The organism is Endozoicomonas sp. ISHI1, assembly GCF_024606225.1.
Taxonomy (GTDB): Bacteria; Pseudomonadota; Gammaproteobacteria; order Pseudomonadales; family Endozoicomonadaceae; genus Endozoicomonas_A.
The window spans coordinates 133,253-157,106 of sequence record NZ_JAGRPU010000003.1 but is presented as its reverse complement, the minus strand read 5'-3'; the positions used below and the strand labels follow the sequence as shown (position 1 = coordinate 157,106).

Annotated in this window: 9 protein-coding genes, 1 tRNA gene and 1 CRISPR repeat array; of the genes, 5 read left to right on the top strand and 5 right to left on the bottom strand. The window is 50.2% G+C overall.

Annotated elements, in window-relative coordinates:
• Positions 1 to 6 precede the first annotated feature (6 nt).
• Genes cas5e through cas2e form a run of 4 tightly spaced genes read left to right on the top strand, consistent with a single transcriptional unit; the run spans position 7 to position 2,825 of the window.
• Entirely contained in the window at positions 7 to 786 is a 780-nt protein-coding gene (gene cas5e, locus KBW69_RS03835) for a type I-E CRISPR-associated protein Cas5/CasD (protein WP_257279963.1), read from the top strand.
• The gene (cas6e, locus tag KBW69_RS03830; RefSeq protein WP_257279962.1) at positions 786 to 1,616 is read left to right on the top strand and encodes a type I-E CRISPR-associated protein Cas6/Cse3/CasE; all 831 of its coding nucleotides are present in this window, start codon (positions 786 to 788) and stop codon (positions 1,614 to 1,616) included. Before cas5e ends, cas6e begins: the two co-directional genes overlap by 1 nt.
• Positions 1,616 to 2,536: a type I-E CRISPR-associated endonuclease Cas1e gene (gene cas1e, locus KBW69_RS03825; protein ID WP_257275563.1), complete on the top strand. Its 921-nt coding sequence runs from the start codon at positions 1,616 to 1,618 to the stop codon at positions 2,534 to 2,536. The genes cas6e and cas1e overlap by 1 nt, the downstream gene beginning before the upstream one ends.
• A 1-nt stretch (position 2,537) precedes the next feature.
• The gene (cas2e, locus tag KBW69_RS03820; protein ID WP_257275562.1) at positions 2,538 to 2,825 is read left to right on the top strand and encodes a type I-E CRISPR-associated endoribonuclease Cas2e; all 288 of its coding nucleotides are present in this window, start codon (positions 2,538 to 2,540) and stop codon (positions 2,823 to 2,825) included.
• 107 nt (positions 2,826 to 2,932) lie between these two features.
• Positions 2,933 to 11,263: direct repeats of the CRISPR family, unit length 29 nt; unit sequence GTGTTCCCTGCGCCTGCAGGGATGAACCG.
• Between the two features lie 331 nt (positions 11,264 to 11,594).
• On the opposite strand, the gene KBW69_RS03815 is transcribed toward cas2e, so the two are convergent.
• On the bottom strand, positions 11,595 to 12,854 hold the full coding sequence (locus KBW69_RS03815; RefSeq protein ID WP_257275560.1) for a hypothetical protein: 1,260 nt from the start codon (positions 12,852 to 12,854) through the stop codon (positions 11,595 to 11,597).
• A gap of 466 nt (positions 12,855 to 13,320) precedes the next feature.
• Between KBW69_RS03815 and KBW69_RS03810 the strand changes: the two genes are divergently transcribed.
• On the top strand, positions 13,321 to 13,911 hold the full coding sequence (locus tag KBW69_RS03810) for a hypothetical protein (RefSeq protein WP_257275557.1): 591 nt from the start codon (positions 13,321 to 13,323) through the stop codon (positions 13,909 to 13,911).
• A 143-nt stretch (positions 13,912 to 14,054) separates the two neighbouring features.
• On the opposite strand, the gene KBW69_RS03805 is transcribed toward KBW69_RS03810, so the two are convergent.
• The 4 genes from KBW69_RS03805 to KBW69_RS03790 form a co-directional block, all read right to left on the bottom strand.
• A tRNA-Pro gene (locus KBW69_RS03805) sits at positions 14,055 to 14,131 on the bottom strand.
• A 129-nt stretch (positions 14,132 to 14,260) separates the two neighbouring features.
• A complete protein-coding gene (locus KBW69_RS03800) occupies positions 14,261 to 14,599 on the bottom strand; it encodes a hypothetical protein (protein WP_257275556.1) in 339 nt (112 codons plus the stop codon).
• Positions 14,600 to 14,670: 71 nt separating this feature from the next.
• Positions 14,671 to 17,967: a PAS domain S-box protein gene (locus KBW69_RS23630; RefSeq protein WP_257275555.1), complete on the bottom strand. Its 3,297-nt coding sequence runs from the start codon at positions 17,965 to 17,967 to the stop codon at positions 14,671 to 14,673.
• Between the two features lie 81 nt (positions 17,968 to 18,048).
• Positions 18,049 to 23,094 carry a hypothetical protein gene (locus KBW69_RS03790; protein ID WP_257279961.1) on the bottom strand — a complete coding sequence of 1,682 codons (5,046 nt, stop codon included), beginning with the start codon at positions 23,092 to 23,094 and terminating at the stop codon, positions 18,049 to 18,051.
• Between the last annotated feature and the right edge of the window lie 760 nt (positions 23,095 to 23,854).

The following is a 23,854-nucleotide window of genomic DNA, read 5'->3' as shown; positions in this document are numbered from 1 at the left end:
CAGATTATGAATTATCTGCTGTTTCGACTTTATGGCCCTATGGCCAGCTGGGGTGAAATTGCCCTGGGCGAAAACCGGCATTCCGCAACCTATCCCGGCAAATCGGCAATACTCGGTTTGCTTGGCGCTGCGCTCGGTATTCGCAGGGACGATGAAACTGGCCAGCAGGCTCTGACGTATGGTTATTCGCTGGCGGTAAAACAGATAGCTGCTGGTGGCTTTCTTAGGGATTACCATACAGCTCAGGCTCCGGATTCTGTTGGTAAGTTTGCTTACCGTACTCGGCGTGACGAAGTGATTCTGGGGCGCGAGCGTCTGGGCACGGTTCTCTCCAGTAGGGAATATCGAACGGATGCTTTAGCGGTGGTGGCTGTCAAAGTCAACGAACAGGCCCGCTGGTCGCTGCAACAGTTGCGGGATGCATTGTTAAAACCCAGATTCCACCTCTATCTGGGGCGAAAAGCCTGTCCATTGGCTGCACCTCTGCAGCCAGAGCTCATCACGGCTGGGGCTTTTTTGCAGGCGTTGGATCGTTATCAACCGAAACCTTTGCTACGCAGCAAACTGGAGTGGGTGACTGACCAGCGTTTTCTAAAACCCGACAGTACCTGGTATTACTACTGGCAGGGAGAGCTGGCGGATTTTGCTGCACCTGACAGAGTGCCACTCAACCAAATTCAGCAACTGGTGAGGCATGACCAGCCTTTGTCGCGGCAACGATGGCAGTTTCAGCCCCGCAAAGAAAATCTTTGGTTGTCCAAACCAACATCGAAAGAGGGAAGCTGATGTACTTATCCCGTATTCAACTCACCCCTGCGCTGTTGGAACAGACCCAGCTAGGCAAATTACTCCGTCGTGACAGCTACGGTATGCACCAGTTATTGTGGGATGTGTTTCCTGATGGCCAGTACCTGTTTCGGGAAGAAAACAGTCATAAGCAGCTGGGTACACGTCAACAATGGCCTCTGTTTTATGTACTTTCAGCCCATGCCCCTGCCGACAATTCCCCTTTGTTTCAGATTGATTGCAAAACTTTTCAACCGAAACTGAAAGCGGGGGATCGACTGGCTTTCCAACTGAGAGCCAATCCAACCATTGCCAGGCGGCAGCAAGGCAAAAAAAACTCGGCACGTCACGATGTGGTGATGGATGCCAAGTTTCAGCACCTGCTGCAAAAATGCCTTGAGCATGGCGTGCTCAGTGAGAGTGATATATACACTGGTGCTGAGGGAGAGCGTAGAGTTTTGCGCAACAACCTGAACCGCAAACAGTTGAAGCTGCAATTGTTTTCTCTTGCAGAATTTAAACAGCCAGAAAACCGCGAGGTATTTATGCGGCATCAATTGATAGCGATTGATAAGGCTGCAACAGGCTGGTTGGAGAAAAAGGCAGAGTCTGGTGGTTTTAAACTTGAATCAACTCAGGCTACAGGTTATCTATGGCATTCTCTGAGTGATGCCAAGCAAAAGCGTAATGCTGGCTATAGCAGTATGGATTACCAGGGTGTTTTGCAAATAACAAATGAGAATCTTTTTTGGGAACAACTGCAAAAAGGGTTTGGTCAGGCTAAGCGATTTGGCTGCGGATTGATGTTGATTCGCCGTTTGGAGGGCTAATGTCGTTTATCCCACTAAAACCCATCCCAATCAAAGATCGGATGTCCATGGTGTTTGTCAGCAAAGGCCGGATAGATGTCCGTGATGGCGCTTTTGTTGTGGTTGATGAAGTCAAAGGTGACAGAAAGCATATTCCTGTGGGTTCTGTCGTTTGTATTATGCTCGAGCCAGGTACACGGGTGTCCCATGCTGCCGTCAAACTGGCGGCAACGACCGGGACATTGCTGATTTGGACGGGTGAGTCCGGTGTTCGACTTTACTCGGCCGGACAGCCGGGCGGTGCAAGGTCAGATAAGTTGCTCTATCAGGCAAAACTGGCTCTGGATGAAGAACTGAGACTTAAAGTCGTTCGCAAGATGTTCGAGTTTCGTTTTGGTGAGCCTGCCCCTTCTCGTCGTTCAGTGGATCAACTGAGAGGGATCGAAGGTGCCAGGGTCAGGAAAACGTATCAGCTGATGGCAAAACAATACGGTGTGGAATGGAAGGGGCGAAGTTATGACCCAAAGGATTGGGAATCAGGCGACACCATCAACAAATGTTTAAGTGCCGCTACAGCCTGCCTCTATGGCGTTACTGAGGCGGCGGTATTAGCGGCGGGCTATGCCCCTGCGATCGGATTTATTCATTCTGGCAAGCCCAAAGCATTTGTGTATGACATTGCTGACCTGTTCAAATTTGAAACAGTGGTGCCTGTCGCGTTTCAGATTGCTGCCAAGGGTACCCATAACCCGGACAGGGATGTACGTATCGCCTGTCGTGACAGTTTCCGTAAAACACGACTTCTGAAAAAGATCATTCCCTCTATTGAAGAGATTCTGGCGGCAGGAGAAATTACGCCACCTCCACCGCCGGATGATGCACAACCACCGGCGATTCCTGAGCCTGTTTCTATTGGTGACACAGGCCATAGGAGCAGTTGAAATGAGTATGTTGGTTGTGGTGACTGAAAATGTGCCACCGAGATTGAGAGGCAGGTTGGCTGTCTGGCTTCTGGAAATTCGGGCAGGCGTGTACGTTGGTGATGTCTCTATAAGAATCAGGGAAATGATTTGGGAGCAAATTAATGCGCTGGCTGAAGATGGCAACGTGGCCATGGCCTGGGCCACCAACACAGAGTCCGGATTTGATTTTCAAACCCACGGCAGAAACAGGAGAATACCGATTGAAGAAGATGGTTTAAGGCTGGTTCTTTTTAAATCGGAAGAGTAATTAATCTGTTCTTTAACAATGGAGTATTTACAGTGATTTTTTGATGAATTCGCTGGTGGAAAATTTAGGTCTTGTAACTTGTTGATTTAATCGTGTATTTTTTTAGAGTGTTCCCTGCGCCTGCAGGGATGAACCGGTGGACTTTAATGATTACGGTATTACGATTTCGTGTTCCCTGCGCCTGCAGGGATGAACCGCTATAGCTTTTCAGGATCAGGAAGCCAAGACAGTGTTCCCTGCGCCTGCAGGGATGAACCGCCGGGTGCGGATCGATAACGGGGTTCAGGGTGGTGTTCCCTGCGCCTGCAGGGATGAACCGCCTGGACCGGATCAGCCGCGCCGAACCGATTGGTGTTCCCTGCGCCTGCAGGGATGAACCGATTTTGAAAATTGGCGGAAGGCCAGAGACGAAGTGTTCCCTGCGCCTGCAGGGATGAACCCGTCGATATGGATGACGGTTCGGCGGCATTTGAGGTGTTCCCTGCGCCTGCAGGGATGAACCGTATTGTCTGTTGATGGTGCCTTTGATGAACAGGTGTTCCCTGCGCCTGCAGGGATGAACCGTAAACCTACAAAACTATGAACTTAATTTGTTGGTGTTCCCTGCGCCTGCAGGGATGAACCGGTGCATCAGGGCCTGTCGGGTAGATGCCCCAGGTGTTCCCTGCGCCTGCAGGGATGAACCGAAGAAGTTAACAACCAAGTGCCAGCCTATATCGTGTTCCCTGCGCCTGCAGGGATGAACCGCACTGTGTGATCAGGGAAAAAGGTTACCCTTAGTGTTCCCTGCGCCTGCAGGGATGAACCGACGACACCGAAACCATCCATCTGGCTTACCCGGTGTTCCCTGCGCCTGCAGGGATGAACCGGTTTCATCTGGCAAAACCTGTATAGGAGCCTCGTGTTCCCTGCGCCTGCAGGGATGAACCGTCGGGCGTCATTGCAGGGGAATGGGGAGGGTTGTGTTCCCTGCGCCTGCAGGGATGAACCGCCCGGTGGGTTCCAGCCGGCCGGGTTGCCGCAGTGTTCCCTGCGCCTGCAGGGATGAACCGACTCTACTCGTTATTGCGGAACCGTTAATAACGTGTTCCCTGCGCCTGCAGGGATGAACCGTTCCTGAAACAAAACATGGAACAAATAAAAGAGTGTTCCCTGCGCCTGCAGGGATGAACCGGCGGTGATAACTCTTTCGATATGATAGCCGACAGTGTTCCCTGCGCCTGCAGGGATGAACCGGTAAAAGAAAAAAGCATGCAGGTATTACGCTTGTGTTCCCTGCGCCTGCAGGGATGAACCGTCTCATACTGAAGGCACAACTAATAAAGATGTGTGTTCCCTGCGCCTGCAGGGATGAACCGTACGACCGATGCTTTGCAGTATCCTGATTTTAGTGTTCCCTGCGCCTGCAGGGATGAACCGGGCGCTATGGTCTGCTATTGCGGCAATGGCGGGTGTTCCCTGCGCCTGCAGGGATGAACCGTTATTTCTAATGACGAAAACGTTCTGGAAAAAGTGTTCCCTGCGCCTGCAGGGATGAACCGCCTATCCACGTTTTCATTTGACCATTAGTGTCGTGTTCCCTGCGCCTGCAGGGATGAACCGTTCAGCGGATACCATTTCGGCGTGGGCTACCGGTGTTCCCTGCGCCTGCAGGGATGAACCGTGTGCTGCGATAGGCCATTAGAGTTTGCAGGGGTGTTCCCTGCGCCTGCAGGGATGAACCGATGCCTTTTTAGCGGGTTTTAGCCTGCCGGTTGTGTTCCCTGCGCCTGCAGGGATGAACCGAAAAAGGTCGGATCATTGAAGGTGGAAAGCTTGTGTTCCCTGCGCCTGCAGGGATGAACCGGAACCATCAACAGACAATACTCCATTATTCTGGTGTTCCCTGCGCCTGCAGGGATGAACCGGTCTAAGGAAGGATATTCTTGAATATGGGGTAGTGTTCCCTGCGCCTGCAGGGATGAACCGTTTGGAACAAAAATATATAGGTAATTTATTGTGTGTTCCCTGCGCCTGCAGGGATGAACCGGGTAATCTATTTTCAATTTCAACATAAGATTTGTGTTCCCTGCGCCTGCAGGGATGAACCGCCTGGGTGCCTAAAATGCTGGCCTCAATTATTGTGTTCCCTGCGCCTGCAGGGATGAACCGGATACTAGCGTGTGAAGAACAGAGATTGTCATGTGTTCCCTGCGCCTGCAGGGATGAACCGGTTATACGATAACCGGACAGGCACAGTATGGAGTGTTCCCTGCGCCTGCAGGGATGAACCGAAACAGGTTGAAGCTATTTTGCCTGTTACCCGGTGTTCCCTGCGCCTGCAGGGATGAACCGCAGGTAATGACATTCGATAATAAAGGCTCTTGGTGTTCCCTGCGCCTGCAGGGATGAACCGGCGGGAAAACATTATACTACTTCAACACGAACGTGTTCCCTGCGCCTGCAGGGATGAACCGGAATCGGAAATATTTTGCTGCAAAAACGAATGGTGTTCCCTGCGCCTGCAGGGATGAACCGGCTATAGAAAGAGCCAACAAAGAAATGGCTAGGTGTTCCCTGCGCCTGCAGGGATGAACCGGCATCAATCCAGATCAGCTTGTGCTTTGAATAGTGTTCCCTGCGCCTGCAGGGATGAACCGCATTTTGTGGCAAATGGGATGCCTCCTGAGATTGTGTTCCCTGCGCCTGCAGGGATGAACCGTACCTTGGTAAGGGCAAGAGATCAGCCGATGTGTGTTCCCTGCGCCTGCAGGGATGAACCGGCGGCTCTATAGATTCTATAGATTTTCTAGAAGTGTTCCCTGCGCCTGCAGGGATGAACCGCTAATAGAGGCCAGTATCATAGGATAGCGAGTGTGTTCCCTGCGCCTGCAGGGATGAACCGGCTCTAATAGCCTGAGACATGGTTTGGTCGTTGTGTTCCCTGCGCCTGCAGGGATGAACCGTATATGCCTCCTGCCATAAAAAACAATAGTAAGTGTTCCCTGCGCCTGCAGGGATGAACCGTCAGCTTTTCGATAATAGCGTTCTCTTTCTTAGTGTTCCCTGCGCCTGCAGGGATGAACCGGTTGGAGTAACGCCAAAGGGTGAGGCGTCAACGTGTTCCCTGCGCCTGCAGGGATGAACCGTCTTTTTCCTTGACAATGGGAAGCCGATTCAGGTGTTCCCTGCGCCTGCAGGGATGAACCGTTAGGGAAATTGATCTTAATCCCTCTGCCTTAGTGTTCCCTGCGCCTGCAGGGATGAACCGTTTTCGCGATAGTAACGGAAACACGGTAGCGCGTGTTCCCTGCGCCTGCAGGGATGAACCGAAAATGAAACTAAACATTGAAATTGAATTAAAGTGTTCCCTGCGCCTGCAGGGATGAACCGACCCTTATTAAAATCGGTTTGTTGATTTTTTGGTGTTCCCTGCGCCTGCAGGGATGAACCGTACCCAGAGTGCTTTAAAAAGTATCTCTAAAGGTGTTCCCTGCGCCTGCAGGGATGAACCGTTTGGTGCGGGCCCGAGCCTTTAAAACAGCTCGTGTTCCCTGCGCCTGCAGGGATGAACCGGAAAAAACATCGGTCAGTTTGTCGAGGGTATAGTTCCCTGCGCCTGCAGGGATGAACCGGCTTAGCAGGTGGATATCAGCTCTTATTGTATGTGTTCCCTGCGCCTGCAGGGATGAACCGCAGAACACAGATTTTTTCGGCAAACTGGCAATGTGTTCCCTGCGCCTGCAGGGATGAACCGCTTTGCTGACCTCGTCATCCCATTCCATCACCGTGTTCCCTGCGCCTGCAGGGATGAACCGTAAATAGAAATAATAATCGAATTGCCATAGAAGTGTTCCCTGCGCCTGCAGGGATGAACCGAGAACACACTTGTTTACCAAAATTTTTATTTCCGTGTTCCCTGCGCCTGCAGGGATGAACCGCAATACGTTATCAGAAGAAACATTAGTAACCTGTGTTCCCTGCGCCTGCAGGGATGAACCGAGATAACTGCTTATTGCCCGTTGAATCAATTTGTGTTCCCTGCGCCTGCAGGGATGAACCGCACAGAGAGAACATGCCAACGCCAGCAATAGAGTGTTCCCTGCGCCTGCAGGGATGAACCGGGAGCCATGGTCTGTTACTGCGGGAATGGGGGGTGTTCCCTGCGCCTGCAGGGATGAACCGCATGGATAGACATCGTTCTACGTGAGGCTTTACGTGTTCCCTGCGCCTGCAGGGATGAACCGTACCTAAGAAGCTAGGATTTGTACGACAAAAAGTGTTCCCTGCGCCTGCAGGGATGAACCGCTTTGGAGAGAACTGGGAATCAACCGAGAAGCGTGTTCCCTGCGCCTGCAGGGATGAACCGCCTGGTTTGTTCACAACCACCCTTCCGGCGGTGTGTTCCCTGCGCCTGCAGGGATGAACCGCTCGACGGGCATACATATAAAACCTTTAAAAAGTGTTCCCTGCGCCTGCAGGGATGAACCGGTTGAGGATACTATATCTTTATTATGGTTCATGTGTTCCCTGCGCCTGCAGGGATGAACCGGTTTAATCTCTTTACTCATTGTCGTGAGTCCTGTGTTCCCTGCGCCTGCAGGGATGAACCAGTACTTAAACGGCTAGGATTTACACGACAAAAGTGTTCCCTGCGCCTGCAGGGATGAACCGGACTCTCTACGTCGGCTCTCGTGAGTCCGGCAGTGTTCCCTGCGCCTGCAGGGATGAACCGGAGCCTGTTTATGGAACACACCTTGCTGGAGAGTGTTCCCTGCGCCTGCAGGGATGAACCGGCCAGCAGGGGGCATTTGGCGGGTTGGCAGTGTGTGTTCCCTGCGCCTGCAGGGATGAACCGTATGCAGTCTTTATGTTTTAGACCCTCTGTTTGTGTTCCCTGCGCCTGCAGGGATGAACCGTTAAGACTCGCTCTAAAAAGCATGGCTAATAGGTGTTCCCTGCGCCTGCAGGGATGAACCGGTGGACGCAAGACTGGCCGACTCGATCCAAAGGTGTTCCCTGCGCCTGCAGGGATGAACCGTGAGGCGTTAATATGTTAAATAAAATGTTAGTGTGTTCCCTGCGCCTGCAGGGATGAACCGGAATAGACACCACTGGCCACTTATTACCCTGAGTGTTCCCTGCGCCTGCAGGGATGAACCGTCCATATCACCTTTTTTAGGCGGCTCTGGTAGGTGTTCCCTGCGCCTGCAGGGATGAACCGTAATTCGGCCTCACAAAGGGGAGTGACTTCGGGTGTTCCCTGCGCCTGCAGGGATGAACCGCTAGCCTATCTGCTCGGTCATGACAGCCTTCAGTGTTCCCTGCGCCTGCAGGGATGAACCGGTCAGGGACAGAGTATCTATGATGGTTTTTTGGTGTTCCCTGCGCCTGCAGGGATGAACCGGGCGTAGTTGGTTCTAAATCCGTTATTGGATTGTGTTCCCTGCGCCTGCAGGGATGAACCGTTTTTTCTTAGCCATGAATCACACCTCTTTGGGTGTTCCCTGCGCCTGCAGGGATGAACCGTCTCCGTCGATGTCAACGAAGCCCCGCAAGACGTGTTCCCTGCGCCTGCAGGGATGAACCGGAATAGTGCATGAGTCAGTTGGAATGGAGTTCGTGTTCCCTGCGCCTGCAGGGATGAACCGAGATTAGTTTCTTCTCTCCCGATAGCGAGAATGTGTTCCCTGCGCCTGCAGGGATGAACCGTCCTGGCGCAAAGACTCGAATACAGAATAAAAGTGTTCCCTGCGCCTGCAGGGATGAACCGCTTCATAATCCGTATTGCCATCGGCCTTGGGAGTGTTCCCTGCGCCTGCAGGGATGAACCGCAATATCTCTGATCTCTCCTGCAAAGTAGGCCGTGTTCCCTGCGCCTGCAGGGATGAACCGCTGCCGATGTCGTCCCGGTTGGTCTTGAACCAGTGTTCCCTGCGCCTGCAGGGATGAACCGGGTATGCCGGTTCGGGTGTCTGGTGTCCGGGTGTGTTCCCTGCGCCTGCAGGGATGAACCGCGCCCGCTCTTTGCGGCGAACCTTCAAAAGGTGTGTTCCCTGCGCCTGCAGGGATGAACCGCCATTATATTCTTAATCAGGTATTTTTATATAGTGTTCCCTGCGCCTGCAGGGATGAACCGCTCTTGTTTATAACTATACAGCAGTGAATAGTGTGTTCCCTGCGCCTGCAGGGATGAACCGCATTGGGCCGCACGTCGCGCCGACGGCGTGCCGTGTTCCCTGCGCCTGCAGGGATGAACCGTAAACAGCGTGTCTACTCCATTAACAAACGCTGTGTTCCCTGCGCCTGCAGGGATGAACCGCCCTGATGAGGCGGGTGGTGGCGGATTGTGTGGTGTTCCCTGCGCCTGCAGGGATGAACCGTAATGCTTTGTTGTAGTCAATGCCTTGCGGGTGTGTTCCCTGCGCCTGCAGGGATGAACCGTAATTCTTCCTTTCTTGTGCATTCTTGTATTTGTGTTCCCTGCGCCTGCAGGGATGAACCGGCGATGGCAGATGATTTTAATGAAAGGTTTCGGTGTTCCCTGCGCCTGCAGGGATGAACCGTACTTGAGGCTGACCAGTGAACGGAACACGATGTGTTCCCTGCGCCTGCAGGGATGAACCGATACGTAACCGTGGTACTTGTGAAATTCTCATGTGTTCCCTGCGCCTGCAGGGATGAACCGATAATCATATTCCTGGACTATCTTGTAGGCACGTGTTCCCTGCGCCTGCAGGGATGAACCGCATTCAATAGAGACACTACCGCACAAGAGCAAGCGTTCCCTGCGCCTGCAGGGATGAACCGTCAGCCAAAGACCTCTTTCCTGACATAAAGCAGCGTTCCCTGCGCCTGCAGGGATGAACCGGAGGGCAACACCATGAAACTACTCACTAAAGAGCGTTCCCTGCGCCTGCAGGGATGAACCGTAAAAAACGGGTATCTCTAATGAGTGAAACGAGCGTTCCCTGCGCCTGCAGGGATGAACCGGGCGAGTGGGCCGGCCAGTCGATCACGCCCAGGCGTTCCCTGCGCCTGCAGGGATGAACCGGGGGTGTCGGTGCCGGTGACCGTGCCGGTCAGGCGTTCCCTGCGCCTGCAGGGATGAACCGATATTGATTATCTCAATAATGAATTCGTCCCACGCGTTCCCTGCGCCTGCAGGGATGAACCGCTGACTCGCATGTTAGCGGCTGAGACGCTGCGGCGTTCCCTGCGCCTGCAGGGATGAACCGCCAAGCAGGGTGATCAACAATGTGATAATCGCGCGTTCCCTGCGCCTGCAGGGATGAACCGCCTTGGGCAAATACGCCACAGACCCCGATTACGCGTTCCCTGCGCCTGCAGGGATGAACCGGGTGTCATCGGCCAACGGCGGGCACTGGCGCCGCGTTCCCTGCGCCTGCAGGGATGAACCGCCTTTTTCTTGCAGAACCTTGCAATAAAGCTCGCGTTCCCTGCGCCTGCAGGGATGAACCGCGTCTGATTGATATGTTCGACGGTTGTGATTTGCGTTCCCTGCGCCTGCAGGGATGAACCGTTGATTCGAGATGGGAAGATAGAGTCAATAGTGCGTTCCCTGCGCCTGCAGGGATGAACCGATCTTCGTTCCTTTTGTGCGGCATTGCTCGCAGTGTTCCCTGCGCCTGCAGGGATGAACCGAATGTGCTCATTGGCTCTGAATTTGATGAGCTGTGTTCCCTGCGCCTGCAGGGATGAACCGTATGAGCGACGGGTGTCACCTAGTTAGGGTGAGTGTTCCCTGCGCCCGCAGGGATGAAACGGGCAGTTGAGGAATTTGGTAGTCACTAAAACGCGTGTTCCCTGCGCCCGCAGGGATGAACCGAACTGAAGAAATTACCTCGATCAGTGGACGTTGTGTTCCCTGCGCCCGCAGGGATGAACCGGTCTGAACAGTATCTGGGGTGACCGGGCAGGCGTGTTCCCTGCGCCCGCAGGGATGAACCGATACTCGGCAATCAGTCGGGCGACGCCTTTCAGTGTTCCCTGCGCCCGCAGGGATGAACCGCTTTGTACAATATGCACAGGAATTTGCCCCTAGTGTTCCCTGCGCCCGCAGGGATGAACCGCAACTGCTGATGTCGATTCATAAAGACATGGAGTGTTCCCTGCGCCCGCAGGGATGAACCATTTGCCCGTCTACGCTCAGTGGATTCTCGATCGTGTTCCCTGCGCCCGCAGGGATGAACCTTCTTTGCTGCGTCACTCGCAGATTTAGGCGAGGTGTTCCCTGCGCCCGCAGGGATGAACCGGAAAGTCCCGCTTGGGATCAATGCCCAGAATCGTGTTCCCTGCGCCCGCAAGGATGAACCGATTACTGACAGCTTCTCTCCTAAAACTCAGCTGTGTTTCCTGCGCCCAGAGGGATGTACCGAAAAAGGCTGGAAAGACCCCGCCATGGTTGATGTGTTCCCTGCGCCCGCAGGGAGGAACCGATTGTGATGAATTATTTGAGGCTTAGAGCCCGGTTTTCAGGAGGGTATCCATTCCCATATGGAGCATGGGAATGAGTTGTTGGCGTTTTGCGACACCCTCTTGATTGGGGCGTTAAGCTCGGCTCGCTGAGCAAGCCACTTGTGCCCCTTTTCTGCCCGGCATGCATTTTTAGCGATTACGCTACCTAAGAGGAAAAGCAAAATGCCCCCGCTTCCTGCCATGTTTTTAACAGTCCGAAGGTTTGAGCAAATTGTCGAATAAGGTGTACCCCGCTGACGGTAATGGGTACACCGCGGCGGAACATTGCCGCCATTTACGTTGAGTAAAATATCAACCGGAAGATATATTCAGCAGTGCTAATTCACATTCATTCGAATGATAGAATTCACAGCAACCCCGAAACAGTTTTTCTGCCAGTTCATGTTTGCCTACCGTCTGCCAGAGGTGAACCAGAGCCAGATCAATGTCAAGATGTTCAGAGGGGGTGTAGAGAATGTCCTCACTGGCATTGGGGTGCTTGCCGCTCATGCTCAGCAGAAGTCTTTCAGTCAGTTTATGTTTATCCATCAACTGCCAGAGTCGCACCAGTGCCAAGTCAATGTCACGATCTTCAGAGTGAGTGCAGAGAATGTCCTCACTGGCATTGGGGGGTTTGCCGCTCATGTTCAGCAGCAGCCTTTCTGCCCGTTTGTATTTGCCCACCAACTCCCAGTGACGCACCAGTTTAAGGTCAATATCATGATGCGCGGAGGGTTCACACAGCCTGTCTTCGTCGGCATTGGGGTGTCTGTCACTGATGTTTAGCAGCAGTCCTTCAGCCCGTTCATGCTTGTCCATCACTTGCCAGATTCGAACCAGAGCCATGTTGACGGTATGGAGGTGTTTGCTGAGCCTTTGTTCAGTGGGAGCATAGGGTTTTGACTGCAACCTTTTAGTCAGCTCTGACTTTATGTTCAGAAGAAGTGTTTCAGTCAGCGTGTGTTTGTCCATGGATTGCCAAAGTCGGGCCATAGTAATATCTGCGTTAAAATTGCCAGAAGGCTCGCACAGGGTTTTTGCATCGGCATCTGGCTTTTTGTTTCTCAGTGCTAATAGTCGTGCTTCAGCGTCAAGGTACCCTCCAACTGCCTCTTCACAACGGCTCAGGGTTAGATCAAGGTTATGAATGGTCGAAGCCCCGAACTCAGTGAACGACCCGGTCGACCTGAGTTCTTGCAGTAGAGAGCAGGCTTCTATCTGTTTTTTTTCGGTTTGCTCTTTTAGCGACCTTGCAAGTCCTACGACTATGTTTTGGTAGTGGAACGGACTTAGTACGTCCTGATCTTCGTTTAAGATGACCCGGAATGCTTCTTCTGCACTCTCGAAATTTTGTTTTTTTAGTGCTTCGAAGGCGTGATTGATCCTCTCTGTGGTAGCCTCAGGATAAGGGGTCTTCCCCCTTTGCTGGCTATTGGAAGGCGTGTCCGAATGTTCATGAACACGCTGAGCAGGTGGAGTAAACGTTGAAACCTTGGGGTTTAAGTCAGTCTTACTCTTTTTAGTTGCTTTTTTAGCTGTGGCTACGGTTGTTGATTTTAATCCGTATCTCATAGCAATAGAATCTCCATGAAAACTTGTGCTTTTTGACAGCAATTGGACAGAAAAGTTCATGGTTATCTATTTAAAATGTGAGACCTTGCAGAGTGAAATAATGAGCCGTGGTTCTCTTTTCCTCATAACCGTAAGGCTTATACGGGTTGTCTTCATTGGTATGCTTTCTTTGGTCGATTTAAAACCTGTCTAGCCATTTGATGGTTTGTCGGCGGGGTTGCAGGCAGGCCGTTCAGGGATGAGAAACTATTTACATCTGAAAATGGAGTTAATGGAACTATTCATCTAATAAGACGGTCTCAGTTGATAGGAAGAAAAATTTAATTCTATTGTCAGATTACCAGGCATCCCAAATACCCGTTGGGATTTTGTATGGTGTGCTGTCCCAAATGTCAGGGAAACTCACTCTCGTTTGAGAAAGTGTAATTTGAACGAATCATAATTTAAAAACAGGAGGCATCTTATTATGAATGTAGATAATCAAGTAGCCCGTCATACATTGGTTGATCGAGGCACACAAACAGAACCAGAGACAGGGTCAAACGTTGGCAGATTCTTGAATTGGTCCGTAAAATCCGTAAAACACTTACTTCTTCATAATACTTTATGGGATGCTGATTATTATGATGGCCTTTCACGGGATCAGAAGAAGTTCACACATTTTCTAATGAGTGTAGTCCCTTCGTCTATTGTTTCCGCTAGCTGTTACGCTGGTGCGAGGTATATGTCATTTGGCACTTTAGGAACTGTGACAACTGTCGCAGTTGGATGGGTTGTTGGCGATCAGATAGGTTACATACTCCAAAAGGAGTTTCTTAAGGAGTGTGATCGACTAGAACATGATCGACTAAGAGCCGCAGCACGTAGAAATCGATTAAGAGCTGAAGCTTATAGAAATACAGCAGGGACTTCTCAGTCTCAGCGATCTCCCGGCCCGAGGTCAAGCATCACCTTCAATGATCAAAACACTACTGCTCCACCATCATATGAAGAATCTCAGCGTGAACAAACTAACATCGTTCGCCAAAGAGTTCATCCTGATGAATTAGACACCTGACAATCGTAAAAGATAGTGTCAGGTAAACTTTGCTCTGTTCAATGAAATGGTGAGTTATCGATTGGCTGGTTTTCTTGGGTCTTGAAAAAATACTTCAGGAAACGGTAACAAAATATAGAAAAGAGTATCAAAACAGCAAAAACTGGTCGGAGCGAGAGGATTCGAACCTCCGACCCCCACAACCCCATTGTGGTGCGCTACCAGGCTGCGCTACGCTCCGACTACGCTTCCGAGGATCTGGAAGTGCCCCGTTGACGTCGCCGTATATTACCTTGGCGGCCGTATTTTGCAAGGGGTATCTGAGACAGATTCGCTACGGCCGAAGCTGGGGAACTCAGTCCTCTCGGGCTCAGTGCAGCGTTTCGTCTTTGATGCTGTGAAATCTGGCCAGCACTTCGTGTATCATTCTCATCTTCTTCATAATGCCCTGGATCTTATCTTTCTGGTTTTCGGGTTCCATGATGGGCAGGCTTTGGATCTCCTCATTTAATTCGATCAGGTAGGGCAGAAAACGGTTAGCGGAGGCACTGAAACCTGCGTCCTGCTGAAAAATGGCAGAAAACTTGCCTTTCTCTTCTTTTTGCAGAATTTCCAGCTGTTCATCGGCACTGAGTGCCAGTGCATAGATGTCTTTCAGGGTGAGAGTCAGTTTATCCTGAATTTCCTGAATAATTGAGGTTGAATTCATGGGTTTCTCGATGGGGTAAATAATGGCGCAGTATAGGTTAATACTGAGTGCTGTTGTAGTAATTTGCACTCTCAGGCCGGGCTTTTGTCAGACTGACTCTGCAGTTGCTCGTAGAACTTTTCCAGCTCGTCCATGTCACAGGCTTCGGCTATTTGCAGAAGATACTGACAATACGTTTGCAAGTGTGCTTCTTTGAATTCATTTGTTATAGACGTCAGTTCTTGTATGTCACCAAACTCAAGGACCTGGGAGACTTTTCTGAGCAATGCTTTTTTATGAGTCTCATCCAGTTTTGGCAATTCTGAAACTTCCGCTTTGTCGGTGGCTACTCGTGATTTTCTGATATTCAGTTTCAAATGGCTGGCCACTACTTGTAGGAGATAATTCACCTTGAAGGGTTTGGCCAGGACACCATCAAATCCTTTCTGCTTCAGGCGCGTATGGATGTCAGAGCCTGCGCTGGCAGTCACAGCGATTACTTTCAGATTTTTCAGCTCGGGATTCAGACGAATATGTTTCAAAGTTTCTATCCCATCCATTCTGGGCATTCTGATGTCCATCATGACCAGTTCGGGTTTCCGGGTTTCGAGGCAGGCCAGAGCTTCCAGTCCATCACAGGCTTCCAGCGTTTTAAAGCCGGCTTCTTCCATAATGACCTTGAGCAGGTCACGGTTTATTTCCAGATCATCAACAATCAGTGCGGTATAGGTCTGATTGTCAGCAAGTATCAGTTCCACCTGATCGGAAGAAAAGACGTTATCGGTGTCCAGTGCCGGAACTTCTTTCAACGGGATTGAAAACCTGAAGCTGCTGCCCTGGCCGACGTGGCTGGTAACCGTCAGGTCGTCTCCCATGGCTTTAACCAGGTGTCGGCTAATGGCCAGACCCAATCCTGTGCCCCCTGACTTCAGGCTTTCATCTAATTGCCTGAAGGGGTCAAAGATAATTTCAAAATTTTCCGGATCAATGCCAACACCGGTATCTTTCACTGAAAAGCAGAGTCGCTCATCCTTCACACTAATAAGGATTTCAACGGAGCCTTCTTCTGTGTATTTGATGGCATTACCCAGAAGGTTGGTCAAAATTTGTCTTAGCTTGACATCATCCACCTCTATCCAATCCGGGACTTGCTCGTCAATGTTCAATATTAGCTGTAAGTCTTTATGCTCTGCCCTTGGGACAAACAACTCCCGGGTTTCCAGCAGCAACTGTCTGAGGTTAACCGATACCGGGTGCAAATCGACGCCCTGAGTTTCAATTTTTGTGAGATCAAGAATGTCGTTAATCAAAGTCAGCAGGTGTTGTCCGCACCGTTCAAGTATGGCCAGCTTCCGGTGTTGTCCGGGGTTCAGTCCTCCTGATCGCTGTAAAACCTGCGCATAGCCAATGACACCGTTCAATGGTGTTCGTAACTCATGACTCATGCAGGACAGGAACAGGCTTTTTGAGCGACTGGCGGTAATGGCTTCGTCCCTTGCTGTCAGCAGGGCCTGCTCAATCTGTTTACTTTCCGTGATATCTCTGATGACAACGGATATAAGAATACCATCGCGGGTAATCAGTGGATTACTGGTTAACTCAGCAGGAAAGGTGCGTCCATGTCGGTCAACGGCTTCTGTTTCCTGACGGAACAGTTGTGTTTGTTTCCAGGCCCTGTCCAGCAGAGGGCTGATCAGAGGATGGTTCTCCCGTGATTGAGGAGGAACAAGCAGAGAAAGGGGCATATTGATCAGATCATCCCGCAGAAAACCCAGCAGTTCGACCGCTCTGGAATTGACCATGACAATAATGCCATCCGGATTCAGGATAATCATGGCATCCGGTGCAGAATTCAGCAGAGCCTTGAATTTAAGGGTGTCACTGACCCGCTCAGTCACATCATTGGCCAGTCCTTCAATCACTCTTTGCTGCCCGGAAGTCATGGCGTTCCAAAAAAGCTCAATCCTTCGTGACTGCCCCTGTTTATTCTGGATATCCAGTTCGAAAGCTTCTACCGGCTCACCTCGCAGTACCTTCTGAAAATTGACTTTGAAGGCGCAATTGCCCGGATCATGGCTCAAAAAATTCTCCAATGGGCCGGAAAACTCCTCACTACGGAAGCCCAGGACCGATTTTACCGAACGGCTGATATGGACAATCTTACCGTCAGTGTCGAGTTGGAAATAAAAGTAGCGTCCTTTTAATCCCTGAACGATATGCCCCATATTGTTGGCTCTGGCCTGGTGCAGGGCATGGTCTCTGGCATCAAGCCACTGAGTCAGTTTGACGAATGAACGGGCCAGTGAGCCAGCTTCGTCTCTGGAATGGGTATCGGGTAGTTCCACAAGCTTATGATGTTCGATAAAGGTGTCCATGCAGGATTTCAGAGTAATCAGGGGGGAGGTGATTTTTTTGGAGGCATACCAGATGCCACCGAGGATCAAGAGCAGGGAGATCAGCATGATAGCAATGTCCAGCAGGGCTATATTGAACACACCCTGGAGAGCGTGCTGTCGACTGACTGAGGTATAAAGCCACCACTGGGAAGAAGAAACCGGGGCACCGAAGAACCAGTATTCTTTTTGATACTGAGGGTTGGGGAGCCAGGCCCGGAAGGTTTCGGCGCGACCGGAATCAACCCACTGTTCGATCTTATTACCAAATCCTTCAATACCGTATACTTCGCCGGTTTGGCGCAGGTTTTTATGACCAAAGCGGTTCGCCTGAGTGCTGTCACTGTACAGGTAATCACCGCTGCGGTCGACCATATTGAATTTCCAGAGGTTGATTCCGATATTGCGTCCTTCAAATAGCTTGGGGTTAATGACATCGTGGACCATACCGTTGATATCAACATCCAGTTTAAGCAGATGCCCATCGCCCGGTTGAGCGCTGGGTACAATAAAGCTGACCAGCCTCTTTCCGGTTTTGACATCCCTATAGAGCTTGCTCCAGTAGTCATTGGGTCTGAGAAGCTGCTGCCAGCTTTTGCCAAGTTCAGTCGGGGGGAGTGCTGCCAGTCGGGTGGGTTCTGCTTTGTTTTTGCGTTTATTGATACAGGCTGAAGTGACCGTTTTTTTAGTATCGATCCAGCAGACTCTGGTCAGGAAGGGGCTGGAAGCCAGAATGCTGTGAAGCAGCGGGTAAGTTGGGTAGGTTTCGGTCTGTAATAAACGAACCTGGGCTGTTGCCTGGGACATGATTTCCTGAGTGTAGGCATCCAGGGCACGGGCAAAGTGCACAATGTTATTGCGCATCTGTATCTCAATTTCATGGGAGGATTCCTTGAAAGAGGTATAAATATGCAACGCACTCAGCAAGTTATAGAAGAGTGTAACGGGAACCACTGTGAAAAGAATGATTTTTTTTCGAATAGAGGGTTTGACCACGCCCTGCCTCAAGCAAAATCTTAGCAACCTGTTCAGGATAGCTAAGGGAGATAAAGTTGCCGGGTGAATGTTTCGATCCGATCAACTACTTGAGACATTGCTCATGACCAGAGCCATAATAATCACCAGCCAGCGAATCCAGTATGTTACTTCAAGTCGGCTGCAAGTTATCCCGGTTGTACCTTGAATGCACTGGCTGAAAGCTTCAAGCCCTGCTTCGACTTCATCGGACTGCTGTTTGACTTGTTTGTGTAGATCTTCCGTTCTAACTGAGGACGCTGTTGCCATCAGATTTCCAAAGTTCGGAGGCAGGTTATCCAGAAAGATGTTCATTCCATCATTGACAGAGGAGAAAGCTGTAGCCTCGGGGGGGGGGATTGACGATTCAGACCCGGCTTTTATGAGAATGGTTGGCTGTACTGAATGCTTTAGAGATGGGTGGCCCGATGCTGTTGTCGCGGGGAGATTGAGCTGGGGCGAGGTGACAGGATATAACATCAGATTTGCCGCTGAGGCATATGTTGGCACAACAGGGTGCCAGTGATTTCCAACATTGATAATATTCCGGGGAAGTAGTGGCGCTTCCAGGCCGCCATGGAATAGCGTCAATGTGTCCGGATCGTTTAGCCATTGCATGATCTGTAGTTGATCATGACTGGGCACCGGCATTACTTCCAGATCCGGGTGGCCAGCCGTTGCCGCAATTAACATAGCTCCCAGCGGTTCCTGGGGGTTGTGAATAGCAGGCGTTACAATCATCACATTCAACGGCGTATTGGCTGCCTGAAGCAAAGGCATCAAGAGGTGTTCTACTACATTGGAATCTCCCCACATGTGCTGTCCCGGCTGAAAGGGCATGAGGCCCTCAAGCATCTGGAAACCAGCCAGGCTGGGGTTGTTCATGAGATGGTTAAGGGCTTGGGCTCCAAGTCCAAGAAATAGCATGTGAGGCGTTAACACAAGGCTATCTTGATGCGATTGTTGACTCAGTTGCTGAACCAGATCATGTATCAGGTACTCGTGTTGGGTTTGACCCGCCACTACCGCCAATTGGTTAATCAAGTCAGCCAATACAAGATCAAAAGCTGTACTATTACCAGCATTGATGATCAGCTGATTCAGGAGACTCCATTGGCTATCAATGTCCATCTGGTCCAGGTTATTCAGAATGTGGTTGTAGTCCACTGGCAGGTGTCGTGGAAGTTTCCGTAAGAGTCGTTTGAGCAGACTTTTTAGCCAGGGGTTGCCATTGGCGAGCAGGTTTCTGAGCTGGAACGAGAGATTATTTCTCATAGCATCATTTTTTAAAGCCAGAAAAATAATGTTTCGAAATAAACCGCCAACAATGTAACCATGAACGCCATGATTGGCATAAGGCATAGTCAATACCAGTTTTTTTAGCAGGGATATGATATGGTCGATCAGCTTTCCAGCACTTTCCGGCCTCATGTTTAATAAGTGAACCAGACTGTTATACAGACAGAAGTGGTCTGCCGCTACGCTATGAACCTGGCACCATTGTGATTTCAAAGCATTGAGCGCTTGCTCTTCTGCCTGATGCAGTTTTGCCTGGACTGCTGCTTGATGATCCCTGTACCGGGTCAATTCTGCCTGTGACAGTTCCGTGATTCCCTGTTGCATCAGCTCCATCTGTTCACGAGGATTCAGGGAGAGGTTTTCCAGTTTGATCCGTTTTGTACGGGACGGCTGCAAAGTCGGGGGTGTCGATGATTGCCACTGGATTGCCTGCCTGACAGCGTAAGCACTTCTTTTAGCTTTTTTGTCTTTTTTGGTTTTAACGGATTCAGGAAGTTTCAGGGTGAACCACTGATCGTCATTTTGTACTCTCAAGACTCTGAGAAGGTAGTCGTACTTCCTGTTCTCACGAATCCATTGATTTAAATGTGCAAGGGGGACGGTCACTTGTTTTACCTGACGCAATTCTCTGGCCCCGGCACGACTCAGGATTGATTGAATCACAATGATTCTGGGAGGTGAGGGGGGAGGGGTGGAGTGATGAGCGGTATCGGTTATCATTTCATCGACAGAGGAGGAAAGGTCAATAATCACCAGAGGCTTTGATTCGCGACTTGGGGTTCTGTGCCCCATGACCTCCTTGATCGCTTGAATCAGTGTGTCCCTGTGGGTGTAACTTGGAAACTGCACTTTGTCATGACTGGGTATTAATCTGAGCTCTCTGGCCAGGAATTGGCGTTCATAAACACGGGGTTTAAAACGCAATCTGACTGTCTCTGGCAGTGGGTAAACGACAGAGACAGGAAATAAAAGGTTAAGATTTTCCAGAGCCCTGGCCCAGTTTTGGGATCTCAGTCGGCTATAGGCTTCAGGAAAGGTTGTAGCTTCTGCCTGTACAATGTCCATGGGGTAAATCCCCCATTTTTTCATCAGTTCGGTAAGGCTTTTTCGGGTAAGAGTACCGAAAGAGTAACCGGTTGACAGCAGTTGGCTGTCCGCGGTTGGCTGGGTCAGTTCAATGTGTGTTGATTGTTGGCTGAAAGAAGTACTGTTTTTTTTCAGTCTTGTTGCCGGCAGAGCTGCAAAGTCTGTTTCATCAAGGGGCCTATCCTCTGGCTGCTGCCCTGTGGCAGAGGCTTTTTCACCAGAAAACAAAGGAATACCGGTATCGGATAAAATTTCCCGGATGAGTATTTCAAGCATGGAGTTGTTTGCTAACAGGCGTATTTTGTCTTCGAAAGATTTTTGTCCAAATGCCCTGTTCAGGGCAGTTCTGATTTTGTCTGAATACTTCTGGTTGACCTGTTGAATCCATTCATCCTTAGTGATTTTATCGAGCTGTTGCTGCTCATCTTCTGGCAGGGGCAGCTGGTGTTGGTTGACCAGGTGAAGCCAGAAAAGCTGTTGTAATTTGCTGAATCCATTTTTAAAGGCTTTCAGGCTTTCTTCAATAATTTCATTGGCCTCAGCCGGATGTTCATCAAATAACTCGGCAACTGCCGAGTCTGGCCCAGTCGTCATATGCAGACTTTGGAGTCGGTTTGAGTAAAAACGGTTGACTCTTCGAATGAGGTAGTCCCTCTCGATTCTTCTTAAGGTTCTCTCATGTTTTTTTCTCTGTTCGTTTGCATGCCCGGGTATCTTGCCGGCAACGACGTGCCAGTTGATAAGCTGACTTAACTTAGCCTCATCGACCAATGTGCGATCGGCCGCTACCGAATTCACCAGTGTTCTCAGGGATTCGCTGGCCACTACAGTGGGCTCACTACCGTTAGCCTCATTGGCATCGAGTTCAGAAAAGCGTCGTGCCAGCGCTTTTGAAAAGGCTTCCCGGTATTTTTTGTCTACGATGCGCAACCACCAGTCCTGTTGATAGTCAACGGGTAGATAGAGCTGATGATGAAACTGCTCTGGCCGCATCTCCCTGGCCAGTTTCAAAAGGTAATGGTGAAGCTTTAGCTTGAGATTATTTCCAGAGCTATCGTTTCGATACTGAATTACACTTTCAGCCGAAATCTCATCGGGATCAAAGAACAGGCGTTCCAGCGGTAGTTTGCTGGCATCAGTGCTTGAAATGGGTCTCTGATACAGATAGTCCATATAGCGTCGGCGGAGTTCCGGAGTGGATTGCCACTCATCCACAAGCATCAGACGCGTTCGGTCTATCAGCTCAGGCATGATGTCATATGCCATATCGCCAGCGTGATAGGCAATGTTTGCCAGAGATTTAATAATCAGCTTTTTAGCATCAGCCCAGCTTTTAATCTTTTCCTGATACACCCGGTAGGGGTTGTAGCCTAGAATCTTGCTGAGCATTGCGGCTTCAGGGCCGCCATCGAAAAGCAATTGATCGAACAAGACCAGAGAGCAAGGGTGGAAATCAGTCAGGTCAGCATGAGTGACCACGTCACGGAGGTAGAGATTGCGCCTTTTCCACTCTTTGCGATAGGCAAAGCTGACGGCAAAATTATCGGGTTTGGCATCGCAGCAGATTCTATGGGCACTATTTTCATTGCCCAGTTTTTCCAGGTTGTTATAGATGGCAGCGATCACTGCGTGCAGAATGCGGCTGACCGCTTCTGCGTAGCTCATTTCGTGAACTTCTTCCGTGCTGTCCTGAGATTTGATTGACATGGCAATTTCATCAGGTCCAAAGTCAAGCAGACCTTCGATGAAATTTTCGGCCAGTTGATCTTTTCTGAGATGACGCTGGATCATATAGATGGAGTATCCCTCTCCGGCTCTGATGCGCAAGAGTCGGGTGGGTTCCAGGTTGACGCCCAACTCCCTGTAGAGCTTCAGGGCCGCTTCGTGGGTTAGCAGAAAGTTATCGGCGTCCCTTCTGTTTATGTAACCGGGGAAACGTCGCAGAGCCAGCCCGGGGAGAACATTATCCAGGGTGAAAACGACGGAAAACTGGCCTCTTCCAATCACCCTTGCATGGGCCTGTCCTATAGATTCGTACTCCGAAGACACGTCTACGCTGACGCCATCCTGTACGTTTAGGAATTCACCTTGGACATTTTGCTCAAAGACCTCAAGGAACTTCTGATAGTCATCATCTGTCACCGGGTAAGCAGAGGTGTCTGACACCTGTTTTTCAACAGGATTATTGAAAACACTACTCTGGTCATAAAAGTGGCTGGCTGTCCTCAGATCGTGAATGCTCTTTTCATCTTCCAGAGTCTCAAACTCCACGCAGACCTCACAAGTTGAGTTTTGACTGTTGATATAGTGGCAGAAAAAGGTTTGTTTGAGTTTGTTCTTTGAGTCGAACCTTGTTTCAGCAGTGGGTACGTCATGGTTAGGCACAAGAATAAACGTTCTCTGCTTGGGCTGAGGGTCACCACTTTTACGATTCTGCACCCTCATTCTTACACTGAGCAAGGTCTCTTCATCCGGTCTGAACGTAAAGGGATTACCTCCTGCTGGTAGTTGCTTAAAGGTAGAAAGATCGACTCTCTGAAATGGCGGACCAGTGACCAAAGCCTCATTGTCGTAGTCAATGTGCCAGGAAGTAAACTGTAGACTGCCTTCCGGAAATGGATTGCTCATGGAGAAGGGGTGTACTTCAGGGTTGTCTGGTAAGACAGGTGATCCCATCAAGGGGCTACCTATGGGGGTTGAACTCAGTTCAGAGTCGATTAGCATATATTCTCTGCTATCTGTTCGGGAACGCACTATATGGACTCGCCAATATTGATTCCGCATAGCAGAGGTGTCTCTGGTGCTTTGGGCAATTTCTCCCAGCATTTTGAAATAACTTTCATACTTCTTGACCTGTTCGACATTTTCCAAAAGGCTGCCCGAGGCAGATGGAGCTACCGAAAAAGTGAGAAGAGCGATAGCCATGAAATTGGGATATTTGTCCCAGTTATTACGGGGCAGAAACAGGCCAAGGAAGAGCACATAAACCGTGATCTTTCCCAGAAGAGCCATGGATCTCGACAATAATTTAGCCAATTTACCGCAGATAGTTCAGTCGTTATTTATTGATGCCTAGCCTTTAGCCTTACCTTTAGACAGTTTCCCTTCGGCTTTGCTACCCAATGTCATGTATGTGCTTGAACGGTCAAAAAATTATATTTATGAACTCTCCAGATTAGACCAGTCTTTCTCCGAATATGATTGTAAATGTTTAATTTCTTTTTGGTTTGGATGCTGAAGTGAGTTTGAGCGAAATCTTGAACACTGCAGATCAGAGGTATCGACCCATTGTCGATGCTTCTGAGGATGGTGGCTTATGGGAGGTTGAAGTCTGCAAGGGCTGTGATGAGCGAGTGGAAAGTGACCTCCATTGGTGAGGTGTCAGTGCAGCCAGACGCTGAAAGAGATACACAATCGTTCGTCCTGAACTTGCCGAACGATTGTGGCACCGCACATCGACAGGCTCAGTGCGAACGGAACAACG

What these genes read in the sequence shown, in the direction of transcription:
- cas5e (WP_257279963.1), top strand. Translation starts at nt 7, where the DNA reads ATGAATTATCTGCTGTTTCGACTTTATGGCCCTATGGCCAGCTGGGGT.
- cas6e (WP_257279962.1), top strand. Translation starts at nt 786, where the DNA reads ATGTACTTATCCCGTATTCAACTCACCCCTGCGCTGTTGGAACAGACC.
- cas1e (WP_257275563.1), top strand. Translation starts at nt 1,616, where the DNA reads ATGTCGTTTATCCCACTAAAACCCATCCCAATCAAAGATCGGATGTCC.
- cas2e (WP_257275562.1), top strand. Translation starts at nt 2,538, where the DNA reads ATGAGTATGTTGGTTGTGGTGACTGAAAATGTGCCACCGAGATTGAGA.
- KBW69_RS03815 (WP_257275560.1), bottom strand. Translation starts at nt 12,854, where the DNA reads ATGAGATACGGATTAAAATCAACAACCGTAGCCACAGCTAAAAAAGCA.
- KBW69_RS03810 (WP_257275557.1), top strand. Translation starts at nt 13,321, where the DNA reads ATGAATGTAGATAATCAAGTAGCCCGTCATACATTGGTTGATCGAGGC.
- KBW69_RS03800 (WP_257275556.1), bottom strand. Translation starts at nt 14,599, where the DNA reads ATGAATTCAACCTCAATTATTCAGGAAATTCAGGATAAACTGACTCTC.
- KBW69_RS03790 (WP_257279961.1), bottom strand. Translation starts at nt 23,094, where the DNA reads ATGCTAATCGACTCTGAACTGAGTTCAACCCCCATAGGTAGCCCCTTG.